At 61.7% G+C, this 15,592-nt stretch carries 17 protein-coding genes and 2 pseudogenes; 5 read left to right on the forward strand and 14 right to left on the reverse strand.

Annotated features, from left to right (window positions below; genetic code table 11):
- The first annotated feature begins 50 nt into the window (after window positions 1-50).
- Window positions 51-611, forward strand: a complete 561-nt coding sequence (locus AB4X18_RS02455) for a TIGR00730 family Rossman fold protein (RefSeq protein WP_370402115.1) — start codon at window positions 51-53, stop codon at window positions 609-611.
- Window positions 612-638: 27 nt separating this feature from the next.
- On the opposite strand, the gene AB4X18_RS02460 is transcribed toward AB4X18_RS02455, so the two are convergent.
- The 8 genes from AB4X18_RS02460 to AB4X18_RS02495 all read right to left on the reverse strand — a co-directional run bounded on the left by AB4X18_RS02460 (window position 639) and on the right by AB4X18_RS02495 (window position 8,477).
- Window positions 639-1,091, reverse strand: coding sequence for a host attachment family protein (locus AB4X18_RS02460; protein WP_370402116.1), 453 nt, complete (start codon window positions 1,089-1,091; stop codon window positions 639-641).
- The gene (locus tag AB4X18_RS02465) at window positions 1,088-1,297 is read right to left on the reverse strand and encodes a hypothetical protein (protein WP_370402117.1); all 210 of its coding nucleotides are present in this window, start codon (window positions 1,295-1,297) and stop codon (window positions 1,088-1,090) included. The genes AB4X18_RS02460 and AB4X18_RS02465 overlap by 4 nt, the downstream gene beginning before the upstream one ends.
- A gap of 323 nt (window positions 1,298-1,620) precedes the next feature.
- On the reverse strand, window positions 1,621-2,220 hold the full coding sequence (locus tag AB4X18_RS02470) for a superoxide dismutase (RefSeq protein WP_370402118.1): 600 nt from the start codon (window positions 2,218-2,220) through the stop codon (window positions 1,621-1,623).
- Window positions 2,221-2,318: 98 nt separating this feature from the next.
- Window positions 2,319-2,741: a hypothetical protein gene (locus AB4X18_RS02475; protein WP_370402119.1), complete on the reverse strand. Its 423-nt coding sequence runs from the start codon at window positions 2,739-2,741 to the stop codon at window positions 2,319-2,321.
- Window positions 2,742-2,826: 85 nt separating this feature from the next.
- On the reverse strand, window positions 2,827-3,396 hold the full coding sequence (locus AB4X18_RS02480) for a sarcosine oxidase subunit gamma (RefSeq protein WP_370402120.1): 570 nt from the start codon (window positions 3,394-3,396) through the stop codon (window positions 2,827-2,829).
- Window positions 3,389-6,406, reverse strand: a complete 3,018-nt coding sequence (locus AB4X18_RS02485) for a sarcosine oxidase subunit alpha family protein (RefSeq protein WP_370402121.1) — start codon at window positions 6,404-6,406, stop codon at window positions 3,389-3,391. The genes AB4X18_RS02480 and AB4X18_RS02485 overlap by 8 nt, the downstream gene beginning before the upstream one ends.
- Window positions 6,407-6,547: 141 nt before the next feature.
- Window positions 6,548-6,871 carry a sarcosine oxidase subunit delta gene (locus tag AB4X18_RS02490; protein WP_370402122.1) on the reverse strand — a complete coding sequence of 108 codons (324 nt, stop codon included), beginning with the start codon at window positions 6,869-6,871 and terminating at the stop codon, window positions 6,548-6,550.
- Between the two features lie 361 nt (window positions 6,872-7,232).
- Window positions 7,233-8,477 (reverse strand): sarcosine oxidase subunit beta family protein, encoded by a 1,245-nt coding sequence (locus AB4X18_RS02495; RefSeq protein WP_370402123.1) that lies wholly within the window; start codon window positions 8,475-8,477, stop codon window positions 7,233-7,235.
- Window positions 8,478-8,721: 244 nt separating this feature from the next.
- Between AB4X18_RS02495 and ccmI the strand changes: the two genes are divergently transcribed.
- The 3 genes from ccmI to AB4X18_RS02510 are packed head-to-tail and all read left to right on the forward strand — an operon-like array spanning window position 8,722 to window position 10,659.
- Complete coding sequence (gene ccmI, locus AB4X18_RS02500; protein ID WP_432817054.1) at window positions 8,722-9,945, forward strand: c-type cytochrome biogenesis protein CcmI; 1,224 nt, start codon at window positions 8,722-8,724, stop codon at window positions 9,943-9,945.
- Window positions 9,942-10,430, forward strand: a complete 489-nt coding sequence (gene ruvX / locus AB4X18_RS02505; RefSeq protein WP_370402125.1) for a Holliday junction resolvase RuvX — start codon at window positions 9,942-9,944, stop codon at window positions 10,428-10,430. The genes ccmI and ruvX overlap by 4 nt, the downstream gene beginning before the upstream one ends.
- On the forward strand, window positions 10,423-10,659 hold the full coding sequence (locus tag AB4X18_RS02510; protein WP_370402126.1) for a DUF1289 domain-containing protein: 237 nt from the start codon (window positions 10,423-10,425) through the stop codon (window positions 10,657-10,659). The genes ruvX and AB4X18_RS02510 overlap by 8 nt, the downstream gene beginning before the upstream one ends.
- Window positions 10,660-10,684: 25 nt before the next feature.
- On the opposite strand, the gene AB4X18_RS02515 is transcribed toward AB4X18_RS02510, so the two are convergent.
- The 6 genes and pseudogenes from AB4X18_RS02515 to AB4X18_RS02540 form a co-directional block, all read right to left on the reverse strand.
- Window positions 10,685-10,933: a hypothetical protein gene (locus tag AB4X18_RS02515; RefSeq protein WP_370402127.1), complete on the reverse strand. Its 249-nt coding sequence runs from the start codon at window positions 10,931-10,933 to the stop codon at window positions 10,685-10,687.
- 123 nt (window positions 10,934-11,056) lie between these two features.
- Complete coding sequence (locus AB4X18_RS02520; protein ID WP_370402128.1) at window positions 11,057-11,797, reverse strand: hypothetical protein; 741 nt, start codon at window positions 11,795-11,797, stop codon at window positions 11,057-11,059.
- Complete coding sequence (locus AB4X18_RS02525; RefSeq protein ID WP_370402129.1) at window positions 11,788-12,609, reverse strand: sulfite exporter TauE/SafE family protein; 822 nt, start codon at window positions 12,607-12,609, stop codon at window positions 11,788-11,790. The genes AB4X18_RS02520 and AB4X18_RS02525 overlap by 10 nt, the downstream gene beginning before the upstream one ends.
- Window positions 12,610-12,635: 26 nt before the next feature.
- The gene (locus tag AB4X18_RS02530) at window positions 12,636-13,013 is read right to left on the reverse strand and encodes a hypothetical protein (protein ID WP_370402130.1); all 378 of its coding nucleotides are present in this window, start codon (window positions 13,011-13,013) and stop codon (window positions 12,636-12,638) included.
- 188 nt (window positions 13,014-13,201) lie between these two features.
- A complete protein-coding gene (gene dusA, locus AB4X18_RS02535; protein ID WP_370402131.1) occupies window positions 13,202-14,215 on the reverse strand; it encodes a tRNA dihydrouridine(20/20a) synthase DusA in 1,014 nt (337 codons plus the stop codon).
- Window positions 14,216-14,899: 684 nt separating this feature from the next.
- Window positions 14,900-15,238, reverse strand: a pseudogene (locus AB4X18_RS02540) (transposase); the annotation flags it as partial.
- On the opposite strand from AB4X18_RS02540, the pseudogene AB4X18_RS02545 reads away from it, so the two are divergent.
- Window positions 15,196-15,540, forward strand: a pseudogene (locus AB4X18_RS02545) (transposase); the annotation flags it as partial. The pseudogenes AB4X18_RS02540 and AB4X18_RS02545 sit on opposite strands and share 43 nt — an antisense overlap.
- Between the last annotated feature and the right edge of the window lie 52 nt (window positions 15,541-15,592).

Raw genomic sequence — 15,592 nt, forward strand, 5'->3', positions numbered from 1 at the left:
CAAAACACCACCCGCACGCGGGTGATGATTTCTGCGTGAAAGGTGCCGTAATGACCCAACCTGTTCCTGAGAAATCCGTCTGCGTCTATTGCGGATCCCGCCCCGGCGACACGCCCGACTTCACCGATGAGGCGGAAACGCTGGGTTCCGGGCTGGCCGCAGCGGGGCTGCGGTTGGTTTATGGTGCGGGCGATGTGGGGTTGATGGGCAGCGTAGCGCGCGCGGCACAGGCGGCGGGTGGCCGTACCTTCGGGGTGATCCCGCAGCATCTGGTGGATCGTGAGGTCGGCAAGACCGACCTGACCACCTACGTGGTGACCGAGACGATGCACGAACGCAAGAAGGTGATGTTCATGAACTGCGATGCAGTCGTGGTGCTGCCGGGAGGTGCCGGTTCACTGGACGAGTTGTTCGAGGTTCTGACATGGCGTCAGCTTGGCTTGCATGAAAAGCCGATTTTCCTGGTGAATACAGATAATTACTGGACGCCCTTGATGCAACTTCTGGAGCATGTCGTGGCGCGCGGATTTGCGGACGCCAGCCTGCTGGGGTTCATCACGCTGGTTTCTGGAGCCGACGACGCGCTGCACGCCCTGAGCAGCCGCATTTGAAAAGCGCACGCGGGCGCGGTTCCGCATTCAGGACGCCAGCTCGCGTTTGACGATCTTTTCTATTTCATCGATGGGGTGATTGGTCAGGGTTTTGGGCACTTCACCGATGATCTTGTCGCGCACCTCCTTGTGCAGGTCATCGCGCATCTGACCCAGCGTGCCGGGCGGGGCAACGACCACCAAACGGTCAAAATCGCCCGCATGCGCACGACGGTAAAGGATGTCGGACAAATCCCCGGCAAAACGGTCCTTGGACAATTGGTGCCAGTCCGTGTCGTCCACCGCCGATCTGTGCACTGACGGGCCATCATTGAAGCGACCACGCCGGTTGGCGGCTTGTTCGCGGTTGGGTGGGTTTTCCTGTGCCTCCTCGCGGATCACTTCGAGAAACGGATCCTCGCCGTCAGTACGGTTTTCCAGAAAAAGCGCCTTTTCGCCATCAGCGATCAGCACCCAGGTGCCCTGTGTCAGCTTGGTCATTCGTCCTCTCCGTGGTTACGCTTGTCCTGCCCGGTCACGCGGGTTGCGCCAGAGGGTTTCTCGTTGGCCCGCTTGGCGTCGTCCCGGGTGCCGACATCACGTTGCAGATTGCCGCCGTCGCGTCCTTGCTGTGCGACCGGTCCGTCGTCCGACGTGAATTTCTCGCTGTCCTTGCTGCCATCCTTGGAACGGTGCCGTTCTGCCATGGGGATCTCCTCCTGCGTGTTACCCTTTGCAAACCCAACGCAAGCAAAGGAAATGCAGTTCCATCGACAGATGCACAAAAGAAAACGCCCCATCCGAAGACGGGGCGTTTCGACTGACATTACGTCAGCAATCCTGAAAGTGTCGGTCCCGGCCTACATGCGCGAGGCGACGTTTTCCCAGTTCACCCAGGCTGTCGCAAAGCGGCGGGCGTCGGTGACTGGGAGAATACCGTCAATTTCACATGCGTGCGGCGACGTTTTCCCAGTTCATCCAGACTGTCGCAAAGCGGCGGGCGTCGGTGACTGGGAGAATACCGTCAATTTCACATGCGTGCGGCGACGTTTTCCCAGTTCACCAGATTGTCCAGGAAGTTCGCCAGATAGTCTGGCCGCGCGTTGCGGAAGTCGATGTAGTAGGAATGTTCCCACACGTCACAACCCAGCAATGCCGTCTGGCCAAAGCAGACCGGGTTGACGCCGTTTTCGGTCTTGGTGACCTTCAGCCCGCCATCGGCGTCCTTGACCAGCCACGCCCAGCCTGAACCGAACTGACCGGCACCTGCGGCCTTGAAGTCATCCTTCATCTTGTCGACGGAGCCGAAGCTGTCAGTGATCGCCTTTTCCAGCTCTCCCGGCATCTTGCTGTCGCCCGGGCCCATCATCTCCCAGAACTGATTGTGGTTCCACAACTGGCTGATGTTATTGAAAATACCGTTTTGCGCGACCGCACCCGCATCATAGGTGCCCTTGATGATTTCTTCGAGGGATTTGTCGGCCCATTCGGTGCCCTCGATCGCCTTGTTACCGTTGACCACATAGGCGTTGTGATGCTTGTCGTGGTGGAATTCCAGCGTTTCCGCGCTCATGCCCTTGGCGGCAAGGGCGTCGTGTGCGTAGGGAAGATCGGGAAGTTCAAAAGCCATTTGGGCCTCCATTTTATTGCTAGTCTCTTAGCCTGATGGAGTGCGCAGGGGGCTTTCGTCAAGGTCCGCCGGGCCGAAACCGGCGCTGCGTCACCAGTTTATTGGGTGCGCTTGCGACAAGTGCCGGGACTGCGCAGGCCCGAATCGTAATGGCGCGGAATTGCCGTGAGTTCAATCGCGCCGGTGCGTTTCGCGATAGACGCGCGGTAGTCGAAATTGTTGAAGCTGGTGCCGTTCTCCGCCTTTGCATTTTCGACCGACCATTTGACGACCATGCGGGTTGCGTTCTCCCGCACGATGGTTCCCAGAAGCGGCCCTTCGTTGAAATGGAGCGTGACGGAATCGACCACCTTCACCGTACCATCACCGGGAAACACCAGCGCGATCTTGGGAGAGACCCATCCCCTGCCCTGTTTCACGTACTGCATGTCGCAGTCGTAAAGGTATCCCTGCGCCGCAGTGGCGGTTTGGACTTGCACGCCAAACGCGAAAACAAGAGCACTCAGAAACAACAGACGCATTGGGCCACCACCTTCGAAATATGTCCTAAAGATGGCAGGATAGCCCGAATTTCGCGCGGTCAACAATACGCTGGTTTGGAAACAATCAGGTGATTGCAACCTCCGACCCGGGCTGCGCCGCAACTTTAAGCAGATCAAAGACGTATTGTGCCACGGATCGGAAACAAACGATGTGAAAGCAATCTTCCTCCGGCATCCAGAACGCCGCCGCCACTTGGGCGAGTCGCGTGCGCCGGAACATGCCGGGGGTGAACTGGTCAGGGTGCAGATCGACCGGCGCAAGTTTGGCCATCACATCGCGGGCGTGTTTGCCCTTCACCTCGAACACCGCGCGGGCATCGGAGACGTTGACGGCCAGCGCGAATTGACCGGCCAGCGCTTCGGCCAGATCTGCGGTGCGGTCTTTGACCTCTGCGTAGGGCGACAGGATCAGCAGTTCATCAGGTGACATCCATGCCATGCCGCGGTCGCCTTCGGTGTTGATGCGGCGTTGTTCGGGCACATTGACCCCGCCTGCGGCCACGGCGGCCTTGATCAGCTTCTTGTCGGCCAGATCACCGCGCAGGGTGATCATGCCGATAGGGCCGACCTCGGAAATCTCAACGATACCAGTGTGATCAGAGGCGTTGTTAAGGGCGGTGACGGGTTCAGACATTCTGCTTCTCCCCTTCCTTGTCATAGAAAACCGGGTCCACGATGCGCGCGCTGTATGTCTTGCCGTCTGTTCCCGGGAAATCGATCACCTCGCCCATGCGATCGGGGCCGTTGTGCACCAGACCCATGGCGATGCCGCGATCCAGTGTGGGCGAATGATAGGTCGAGGTCACACGCCCGATCATGTTGCGCTGGCTGTTGTCATTGGTGCCCGTGCCCACCGCATAGGCACCATCCGGCAGGGTGCTGCCATCCACGGTTTGCAGCCCCACGAGTTTCCAGCGGTTCGGATCGGCCATATGGCTGCGTTCCTGCGCGCGTTTGCCAAGGTAATCGTCTTTCTTTTTGGACAGCGCCCAGTGCAGGCCGAGGTCCTGCGGGATCACCGTGCCGTCGGTTTCATCCCCGATCATGATGAAGCCCTTTTCGGCACGCATGATGTGCAGGCATTCGGTGCCGTAAGGCATCACGCCCAGATCGGCCCCGACCACCATCAGCGCGTCCCAGAACGCGCGGCCATGGCTCGCCTCTACGGCGATCTCATACGAAAGCTCCCCCGAGAAGGAGATGCGGTAGACGCGGACGGGGAAGCCCCCCAATGTGCCGTCGGCCCATTCCATGAAACCGAGCGCCTCCTTCGAGACATCCATGCCGCCGAGATTTTCCAACGCGGTGCGCGCGTTGGGGCCGACGACGGCGATCTGCGCATATTGTTCGGTCAGGTTGGCGACGTGGACTTTCCATTCCCACCATTCGGTTTGCAGCCATTCCTCCATATGGGCATGGATGCTGTCCGCGCCGCCGGTGGTGGTGTGGCACAGCCATGTATCCTCATCAATCCGGGCCACGACGCCATCGTCGATGAGGAATCCGTTTTCCGAACACATCAGCCCGTAGCGGCATTTGCCAACCTTAAGGTTGGACATCATGTTGGTGTAAAGCATGTCGAGGAATTTGCCCGCATCGGGCCCCTTGACCAGCAGTTTGCCCAAGGTGGAGGCATCCAGCAGGCCGAGGCTCTGCCGGGTGTTCGTGACCTCGCGCATCACCGCGTCATGAGTGCTTTCGCCACTGCGTTTGAAGGCATAGGGGCGGCGCCACTGGCCGACGGGTTCGAATTCCGCGCCGTTGGCTTCGTGCCAGTCGTGCAGGGGCGTGCGGCGGATGGGTTGGAATACGTCGCCGCGCGCCTCCCCGCCGATGGCCGCCATCGAGATCGGATGATACGGCGGGCGGAAGGTGGTTGTGCCCACAGACGGGATGTCCGCGTCCAGCGCACCCGCCAGTGTTGCCAGACCGTTGATGTTGCTGAGCTTCCCTTGATCCGTGGCCATGCCAAGCGTGGTGTAGCGTTTGGTGTGTTCGACCGACACGAAGCCTTCCTGTGCGGCCAGTCGCACGTCGGAGACCTTCACGTCGTTCTGGTAATCCAGCCACGCCTTTTCGCGCAGTTTCACGGAGGCGCCATGCGGCATCATCCACACGGGCATCAGCGCGGCTTCCTCCCGGCGGGCGGCCTTAGGGGCGGTGTCATCCTTGGGCAGTTTGAAATCAAGCGTAGTGGCCACGCCATCGCCTGCGGCATGGGCATCGCACAGCACATCGTCCAGCGGGAACATGCCGGAGGCCGCACCCGCTGTGGTGACAAAGCCCAGACCGTCCGCGCCTTTCGGCGGGTTATCCACATCGGGGCTGAAACAGGCCTTTTCGGTGTCCCAGACCAATTTGCCGCCACAATGGGACCACAGGTGCACCACCGGGGACCAGCCACCGGACATGGCCACCGCGTCGCAGGGGATTTCCTCAAGCACCGCACCTTCGCCTGCCTGGCTGCACACCGCGACGCCGGTCACGCGTTTGCCGCCCTTCACGCTGGAAACCGCGTGGCCCATCATGATGCGAATGCCCAGCGCGCGGGCCTGCGCGACCAGTTCACTGTCCTGCGCCAGCACCCGCGCATCGAGGATCGCCGGCACGTCGAGCCCAGCATGCTTGAGCGTAATTGCCGTTAGGTAAGCGTTATCGTTGTTCGTCACCAGCACCGTGCGATCGCCGGTGGAGACCCCGTAATTGACCACGTAGTCGCGCATCGCGGAGGCCAGCATGACGCCCGGAATGTCGTTCCCCGCAAAGCTGAGCGGGCGTTCCAGCGCGCCCGTTGCGGTGATCACATGGCCAGCACGCACCCGCCACAGGCGGTGGCGCGGGCCGGGTGTGTCAGGCGCGTGATCGCGCAACCGTTCGTAACAGGTGACATAGCCATGGTCATAGACCCCTGCCCCCATGGTCCGGGTCCGAAGGGTGACATTCTCAAGCGATTTCAACTCCGAAAGGATTTCTTCCACGAAGTTGTCCACAGGCTGTCCGTCGATGCTGCCGCCATCGACCGGCGCCCGCCCGCCCCAGTGTTCGGTCTGTTCGATCAGCAGGACGCGCGCGCCCGCACGGGCCGCCGTGCGCGCCGCAACCAGACCCGCGACGCCACCGCCGATGACCAGCACATCGCAAAAGGCATAGTAGTGTTCATAGGTGTCGTCATCGCGCGCCTGCGGTGCTTTGCCCAAGCCCGCCGATTTGCGGATGATCGGTTCATAGACATGTTTCCACGCGGCCTGCGGGTACATGAACATCTTGTAGTAGAAGCCTGCAGGCAGAAAGCGGCTGAGCCGCGCGTTGATGGCACCGACGTCGAAATCGAGGCTGGGCCAGTGGTTCTGGCTTGTCGCCGTCAGCCCGTCGAAGAGTTCGGTAGTGGTCACGCGGGCGTTGGGCTCAAACCGGCCTTCGGCGCCGAGGTTGACCAGCCCATTGGGTTCTTCCGCACCGCTTGCCACCAGCCCGCGCGGGCGGTGATACTTGAACGACCGGCCGACCATCATCTGGTCGTTGGCCAGCAGTGCGGAAGCCAGCGTATCGCCTGCGTAGCCGCGCATCTGTTTGCCGTTGAACGTGAAATTCAGCGGTTGGTCGGTGTTCAGCAGGCGACCACCTGTGGCGAGACGGGTGCTCATGTCAGCAGACCTTTCGCGGTGTTGCATCGGTGCAGAAGTGTGCGGGCAGGCCCGCACTTGATTTCATGATTTTTGCTTTGGCAAAAATGGGCGAGACGCTGTCTCGCGCTCTGGGATATTTTTGAGAAAAGAGGGGGGCGGTCACGGTGTGGGCTCCCAGTCGGGGCGGCGTTCCTTGATGCTGTCGAGGATGTCCTGCGGCGGCTCGGTCGTTTGGGCGCTGTAGGTGCCGAAGACTTCGAGTGTGGTGGTGCAGCGGGCCATATGGAACCACTTGCCGCAGCCGTTCTGGTGGCGCCAGCGTTCGAAGTGCACGCCTTTGGGGTTCTGGCGCATGAAGAGGTAGCTCTCGAAATCGTCGTCGGAGGCGCCGGGGCCGAAGCGGGTGAGGTGCGCTTCGCCGTGGGCGTGGAATTCGGTTTCTTCGGCGGTGATGCCGCAGTTGGGGCAGTGGACGTTCAGCATGTTTTCCACCCATTTCCGTTGAACCAGCAGTGAAAGAGATCACCATATCCCCACTGCAAGGTGCCTATTGAAATCAGAAAAAACTCTGCAACCCGTAGCTCCCTCGCCTGAATTCGAAGGAAAAGACTGGGTACCTCACTTTCTGTGATTTTGCTATTTGCATTTTCTCGGTGAAGTAAGTGCCGCGTGATTGCGTTTGAACTCAAGCCAAAAAGTATTATGCCGATCAGAACAGCGATGCTTCCGAACCTTTGGAATGATTGCGGACTCTCCCATATAAGTAGGTGCCCTGCAATTCCTCCAACTGCATAAATCGGGAGGCTCATCAAAACATGAAGCCCAGCGTTTTTCAGGAACCTTTTCAATGCGCCACCCCCGCTGCGACGCTTTCGTCAATGAAGCGGCCTTCGCGGAAACGCTCCAGCCCGAAGGCATCCGTCAGCGGTGAGCGGCCCTTGGCCATCAGTTCGGCCATGGCCCAGCCGGAACCGGGGATCGCCTTGAACCCACCCGTGCCCCAGCCGCAGTTGATGAAGATGCCGTCGACCGGCGTTTTGCTGAGGATCGGGGAGCGGTCGCCGGTGACGTCGACGATGCCGCCCCATTGCCGCAGCATCTTGAGGCGGGAGATGATCGGGAAGGTTTCGACCAGTGCACGCACGGTTTCCTCGATATGGTGGAACGACCCGCGCTGGGTGTAGTTGTTGTAGCCGTCCGTGCCGCCACCGATGACCATTTCGCCCTTGTCGGACTGGCTCATGTAGCCGTGCACGGTATTGGCCATCACGACGATGTCCATGCAGGGTTTGATGGGTTCACTGACCAGCGCCTGCAGGGCGACGGATTCGATGGGCAGACGGAAGCCTGCCATGTCGGCCAGATGGCCGGAGTGGCCCGCGACGACCATGCCGAGTTTGTCGCAGTCGATGTCGCCCCGGTTGGTGGAGACGCCGACGACCTTGCCGCCTTCGGAGCGGATGCCGGTGACTTCGCATTTCTGGATGACGTCCATGCCCATATCGGAGCAGGCGCGGGCATAGCCCCAAGCGACCGCATCATGGCGCGCGGTGCCGCCACGGGCCTGCCACAACCCACCCAGCACCGGGTATCGCGGGCCGTCGATGTTCATGATCGGGCAGAGTTCCTTGACGCGCGCAGGTGTGATCCATTCAGTCGTCACCCCTTGCAGCGCGTTGGCATGGGCGGTGCGTTTGTAGCCGCGAACCTCGTGTTCGGTCTGGGCCAGCATGATCACGCCACGCGGGGAGAACATGACGTTGTAGTTCAGGTCCTGGCTCATCGTCTCATAAAGCGAACGGGACTTTTCATAGATCGCCGCGGACGGGTCCTGCAGGTAGTTGGAGCGGATGATCGTGGTGTTGCGCCCGGTGTTGCCGCCGCCGAGCCAGCCTTTTTCAAGGATCGCCACATTGGTGATGCCGAAGTTCTTGCCAAGATAGTAAGCCGTAGCCAGCCCGTGACCCCCTGCCCCGATGATGATCGCATCATAGCGGGCCTTTGGCTGTGCATCGCGCCACGCGCGGGTCCAGCCGGTGTGATGGCGCATCGCCTCACGGGCCACTGCAAATACGGAATACTTTTTCATATGCGTCCCCGGCGGATGACAATGCGATACGGGATTCGGAGACAGCGCGCCTCCTGATGTCTCTTCTGACCGGATGATCAGATAAGAGGATACTCCCCACGGCATTCCTTAGCAGTTTTGCGACATGGGCCGCAATTGACGCAACCTTTGACAGGGTGCGACACAATTGGCCCCTTTTGCGCGGGCGTTTCAGCGATTAAGTCTGCTTTGAGCTGAAAGACCTGAACAAGGGGCCGCACGCGCCATGCTATTCTGGATCATCACCGTGGCCATGGGGGCCGCTGTCGCCTTTTTGCTGGCGCGGGCGATGATGCGCGGGGCGCAGATGCCGGTTGCGGATGCGGCAGGGTATGACTTGCAGGTCTACCGCGACCAGCTGGCAGAGGTAGAGCGGGACGTCGCGCGCGGTGTGATTTCGGCAGAGGACGCCGCACAGGCCAAGACGGAAATTTCCCGACGTATCCTGACGGCGGATGCCGCGGGACGTGACGTTGAGGATCGAGGCGGACCGCCGCAGGGGATGATGATCGCCGCCCTTGCGCTTGCGCTGGTGGGCGCTTCGGTGGCACTTTATTCGATGTTGGGCGCACCCGGTTATGGCGACATGTCGCGCGCCGACCGGATCGCCTTTGCCGAGCAGATGCGCGAAAACCGTCCCAGTCAGCAGGCCGCCGAAGACAGCCTGCCCCCTGGCCCCGAAGCGCCTGAAGCAGCCGCTGAATTCATGGAACTGGTCGAAAGGTTGCGGGTTGCCGTGGCGCAGCGACCCGATGATGCGCAGGGCAATATACTGCTGGCGCAGACCGAAGCGCGGCTTGGCAATTTCGCCGCGGCGGCGCGGGCGCAGGGCGCGCTGGTGCGGATCCGCGGCACGCAGGTGAGCGCGCAAGAATTGGGCGATTATGCGGAACTGCTGGTGCTGGCGGCGGGCGGCTATGTTTCGCCCGAGGCGGAGCGGGTCCTGCGCGCCACCCTTGATCTGGACGAAACCGACGGGCGCGCGCGCTATTACATCGGGCTGATGCGGATCCAGACCGGGCGGCCCGACATCACGTTTCGCATCTGGGATCAGCTCTTGCGTCGGGGTCCGCCGGATGCGGCCTGGATCGCGCCCATCCAGCAGCAGATCGGTCAGGTCGCGGCCCTTGCCGGGGTGCGTTACGAAATCCCCGCCGTGGGGTCTGGCGCGCCCGGTCCGTCGCAGGATGACATCGACGCTGCCGGAGATCTGAGCGTGGCGGAGCGGATGGAGATGATCGGTGCCATGGTCGAAGGTCTGGCCGACCGGCTGGCCAGCGAAGGCGGCCCGCCGACAGATTGGGCGCGGCTGATCACCTCGCTCGGGGTGCTGGGTGAGCCCGCGAAGGCGCGCGCGGTCTTCGACAATGCGATGCAGGTCTTTGACGGGGACGCGGGCGCGCTGGACATCATCCGCGATGCGGGATCGCAGGCCGGGGTGGCGGAATGATCTTCGAGGATACCGCCGAATTCGCTGCGGCCCTGCCCCGGATGCAGGCCCTTGTTGGCCTCGATCTGGGGGAAAAGACCATCGGCGTCGCCGTCAGCGACAGTTTCGGCAGTGTCGCCACCCCGCTTGAGACGATCCGGCGGCGCAAATTCGGGCTGGATGCCGCGCGGCTGGTGGAGATCATCGGCGCGCGGGCCATCGGGGGCATGGTGCTGGGCCTGCCGCGCAACATGGATGGATCGGAGGGGCCGCGCTGTCAGTCGACCCGTGCCTTTGCGCGCAATTTCGACCGAATGCATCCCCTGCCCATCACCTTCTGGGATGAACGGCTGTCCACGGTTGCAGCCGAACGGGCGTTGCTGGAAGCCGACACCACCCGCAAGCGCCGCGCGGAAGTGATTGATCACGTGGCGGCGGGCTATATCCTGCAGGGGCTGCTGGACCGTCTGGCGGTGCTGCGCAGGCAAGAGGTACATGATGAGTGACGACGTTTGGAAACGCGCGGAGATCGAAAGTCCCTGCGTGAAAGTCTGTGTGATTCACCCCGAAACACGGCTGTGCACCGGCTGTTTGCGGTCCATCGAGGAGATCGGAAGCTGGTCGCGCATGTCGCACGAAGTGCGGCGCGCCATCATGGCGGAGTTGCCCGCCCGCGCAGGTCAGTTGACCAAGCGGCGCGGAGGCCGCGCGGCACGGCTGGCACGCAAGACCTGAAACCCGTCAGGGCAGTGTGATACGCTTAACGCGCGCCCGCGATGCTAAAAAGGAAGTCGAGACCTAGATCATGGGTGATGGCACCGCCCAGGCCTTCGGGTGCGTAATTGGCATTGGCAGCATATCCGGAAATCGTGGTGAAGCCGAGGGTTTCCTCAAGGCGGAAGTTGCCTTTCATGCCAAAGGCGTGCTGGCCGCGTTCCGGCATTTCCTCGTTGCAATACAGAAGGTTGCCAAGTGACCCCAACTGCGGTCCTGTCATTACGATTTTCATAACCAATTCCCCAACTCTCACGCTGTCCCTTGGTCTGATTATTCCTGCCGAGATGGCGACAATGGGGCGGTGAGGGGGAATTCAGGCGACAATGCGGGGGCCATTTCGCGGTTTGTTTGCTGATCAGAGCCAATCGGCAGCATTTGTCTGCGGTCGGAAATAGGCGATCAACCGGCCTTCCGCCGGGCCGGTCTGGCCGTCCTCCCACGGGGCAACGCCGTGCAACATGTGGCGGTGCAGCAGAACCGACTGCCCCGGTGCCGCCTGCACAGGCTGCGGCATGATCTGATCAAAGACGGCACGGCGGGCGGCCTGATAGGGTTCTGTCAGGTCCACTGTGGATGGGTCTTGCCCCCGGGTGGCCTTGCGGAATGCGGCAGCCATGATCAGATGGCTGCCCGGCCAGACCACCAGGGGGGCCGCGATGCAGGCATTCAGCGGCAGGCCGAGGATAAAGGCATGCGGCTCCCGCAGGAAGCGGCGGCGCGCGGGGCCTTCGGGCAGCAGGCCGTCGACATGGGCGGCATGGCGCGTGATGCGAAAGCGGTGATTGGCGTCGGATTCCAGCGGATCCTGTCTGGGATAGCCGGGGTAGACGATGGAAAGCTGGGCGGCATGCCAGTGCGCAGGTGCGGTAACGTGGTCGCGCCACGGCCCGTCCAGCGGCACGCCATCGATCGCACCATCGGCATCGTTGGGCAGGGCATCGACACCGACAAACCATGTCGCGCCATGGCGCAGGTTGGCGGCGCGTGTGTCCGGCTCCGCTGCAATCGCGGTACCGAGCCGGTGCGCGGCAGCCGCCCAACGGGCCACATCGGCATCGGCGTCAAAGACGATAAAACCGGCGTCTTCTAGCCCCACAGCGCCTTCCTCAGCATGTTCAGCGCCACGGCGACCAGAAAGACGGCAAAGACCCGTTTCAGCGGCTTGGGATCAAGCGAATGCGCCAGCTTCACCCCCAGCGGCGCGGTGACCAGGGTCATCGCGATCACGATGCCGAAGGCCACCAGATTGACCGTACCAATGGTCAGCGGCGGTTTGCCCGCGGTCATGTCGACAAAGAGAAACCCAAGAACAGCAGGCACGGCGATCACCACACCGAACCCCGCAGCGGTGGCGACCGCCCGGTGGATGGGCGTATTGAAAAGGCTCATCAGCGGCACGCCGAAGCTGCCCCCGCCTATCCCCATCAGCACAGAGGCAAAGCCCACCGCAGGCGACAGTGCAAGCCGTCCCGCCCCGCGCGGCATGGCCTGACCCAGACGCCATTCCGCCCGGCCAAACCCCATGTAAAGGCCCACGATCAGCGCGAGTATGCCAAAGATCGCTTGCAGGGTCTGCGACCGCAGTCCGGCGACCACGAACATCCCCACCACGGCACCCACCGCGATGCCGGGGGCCCAGCCGCGCAGGATTTCCCAATCCACGGCCCCTTTGCGGTTATGCGAATGCACCGATCGCAGGGATGTAACAATGATCGTCGCAAGCGAGGTCGCCAGACACATCTGCATCAGCTGTGGCCCGTCGTAGCCGAGGGTCTGAAAGGCATAAAAGAACGCAGGCACCAGCACGATGCCACCGCCAACCCCCAGCAGCCCCGCCAGAACCCCGGCAAAAGCGCCGATGGCGGCCAGCAACAGCGCCATGCTGATCAGAAGCGTGAGGTCGGGCATTGCGGGCGTCCTTGGTTGATGCGGGCCTACATCTGCCCTGATCGCTGGGCGGCCACAATGAAAAAGGGCCACAGGGCGATGATGACCACGAACACTGCGGTTGGCCCGGACGGCACCACCCCGTCCGCGCGCCCCATCCAGATGGGCAAACACCAAAGAACAACGAATAGCGCCTTGTAGATCACCTGAAACACCAGAACCGGCCAGAAGCGCACGGGATCGAAAAGCGCGATGGCGGAGACGACAAGCACCCCGGCCCAAAGGCTTGCCACCATCATCCGTAAGACCGGCGCGTCAGGAACGCCATCAAACGCAGACACGGGCGCGCCCGCAGTGTGGCGGATCAGGCCCGCGACCACCGGAACGAGGATCAGGATGTTCAGCAGATAGGGAATGTGGTGCAAGGGGTCACCTCCAGACAATGGAACGGATACGCACGACCCGCCGGATCGGATCCAATGAACACGCCCGTCACCCCCGGCCCGGACAGGTCCCGTCCCCCTCGCCCCTTCCAAATGGTTCAAAAAACCCCACCGGAGGTCTGAAATCCAACAGCACCACGCATGCGGCCCGCCGGACATGGCAGGATCGCTCAGACCGCCGAAGCGTGCACCTGCGCGGCAGCGGTGACCGCGTTCAGTGCCGCCTGCACCAGTTCCGGACCGGCACCGGGTTTTGCGGCACCCTCGGACAGGGACCGCCGCCAGAGGCGCGCGCCAGGGCGCCCTGCAAACAGGCCCAGCATGTGCCGGGTGATCTGGTTGAGCTTGCCACCCTGCACAAGGTGATTTTCGATGTAGGACAGCATCGCGCACACCGCGTCTTCGGCGCTGGTATCGGGCCCCGCACCGAAAATGCGGCGGTCTGCCTGACACAGGATATCGGCGGGCTGGTGATAGGCCGCGCGGCCTACCATGACACCATCGAGCCCGCTGGCCAGCAGCGCTTCAGCTTCCGCCAGCGACGTGATGCCACCGTTGATCGAGATATGCAGGTTGGGAAAATACTCCTTCATCCGCATGACCAGCGCGTAATCCAGCGGTGGGATATCGCGGTTCTCCTTGGGGCTGAGGCCCTGCAGCCACGCCTTGCGCGCGTGGATGGCCACGCGGGTGCATCCCGCCGCGACGATCTGGGCCAGGAATTCCGGCAGGACGACCTCCGGATCCTGATCATCCACGCCGATGCGGCATTTGACGGTAACCTCGACATCGACCGCCGCGCGCATCTCCGCCACGCACCGTGCGACCAGCGCGGGCTGCTCCATCAACACCGCGCCGAAACAGCCCGATTGCACGCGGTCTGACGGACAACCGACGTTTAGGTTGATCTCATCATACCCTGCCTGCGACCCCAAACGCGCCGCCTGCGCGAGTTCCGCCGGATCTGAGCCGCCCAGTTGCAGGGCAACGGGATGTTCTGTCTTGTGATGCTCCAGCAAATGCAACGCCCCGCCCCGAACAAGCGCCGGTGCGGTTACCATCTCGGTGTAAAGCAGCGTCTGGCAGCTCAGGAGCCGGTGCAGATAGCGGCAATGGCGGTCGGTCCAATCCATCATGGGCGCGACGGATAACCTCGCGGCCTGAGTGGCTGCGGTGTTGGGCATTCCTTGTTCTCCTATGGTCCGCGATCCGGTTTTCGCGTCCATGTTGCACACATACTGCACACGAAATGGGGTGGTCTAGCCCCCCGAGAGTAAAGACCTGTGAACGGCGGTGATTGGGTGGGTCAGTGATCACAAACCCCAGCGTACCGCTAGATGCAGGCGGTCATGGACTTTCGGGAAACCTAGAAATGACGCTGACTCTCAGAGAGGCTTGATGCGCACCCCAATCGCTGACTTTTCCAGGCCCCGGCCAGGTTATTGCAATTTTCCATGGGTCGGCCAGCGTGCATTTTAACGTCGTCGTCAACACCGTACCTTCGTGGGCTTGGCGGCCGAGGCTGGCTCAGAGTCTATTGCGGGTATTGAATTTTCGCGCTGCGTACGCGCGCAGCGCGAGAAATTTCGTGCCGCCGCGCAGCGAGAAAACGGGCCATTCACACAGAACGCAGCAAGGAACAGAGATCGAATTTACAGTCCGCGGACTAACCCGACTTTCGCAAAGACCGCTATTGCTCGTGCAGAAAATCCTCGCATCTGCAGCATGTCTTTCGAGCATTGCAACTCGTTCGCCGAAGCGGCCGTTGGCTCCAACGACGAGGTACTGATTTCAAACTATTTCTCTAACGTTGGGGCTTTGTTGCACAAATCGGGTGAGGTTCAGACTTCCCCTTTCCTCGGACCGACTTAGCCTGCAAACTCAGTGACGGGTATGCCAAGAGCGGTGTTCTGGTTCAGGACAGCTAAACGGGTTTGGATTTCGGCACCTGCCTTTCGAAGTCCCTGGCCATCAACGATTGGCCGAGCAGTTCTATACGATGCATCTCGGTTTCGACGATGTTTCGACGGTTTGTATCCGCTCCAGCGCCGCCACAGGGTGCGGCCTAGATGTCGCTGCACATTGACCGCTTCATTGCGGGCAACGGCTCCCACGCTCATCAGCTTCCAGGGTTTGGCGTTCTTGCGCGGTGGGATCACCGCATGGGCGTCTCTGGTTGCAATCGCCTCGTAGCATTTGCGGGTGCCTTTCGATGAAGGTGCTGTTCGGCATGGCGATGTAGCAAACGACCGGATTCGTCGAGAGACTGCTGCGGCTGGTTGGCCTCGACTGGACGGTGCCCGACTTCAGCACGCTGTCTCGCCGTCACGAGGCCTTGGCCGTCAACATCCCCTACCGCGGCTCCAAGGGCCCGTTGCACCTGCTGATCGATAGCACGGCGATCAATGTAGACGGCGAAGGCAAATGGCACGCCCACAAACATGGCGGCCCCAAACAGCGTGTGTGGCGCAAGATCTATCTCGGGACAAACGAGGAAACAAAAAACGTGCCAAACCAGTTCCGCCAATACGTTACAGATTCTGGCTCACACAAATGCCCCG

This window comes from Sulfitobacter rhodophyticola (assembly GCF_041281685.2).
In the GTDB taxonomy this organism is placed as follows: domain Bacteria; phylum Pseudomonadota; class Alphaproteobacteria; order Rhodobacterales; family Rhodobacteraceae; genus Sulfitobacter.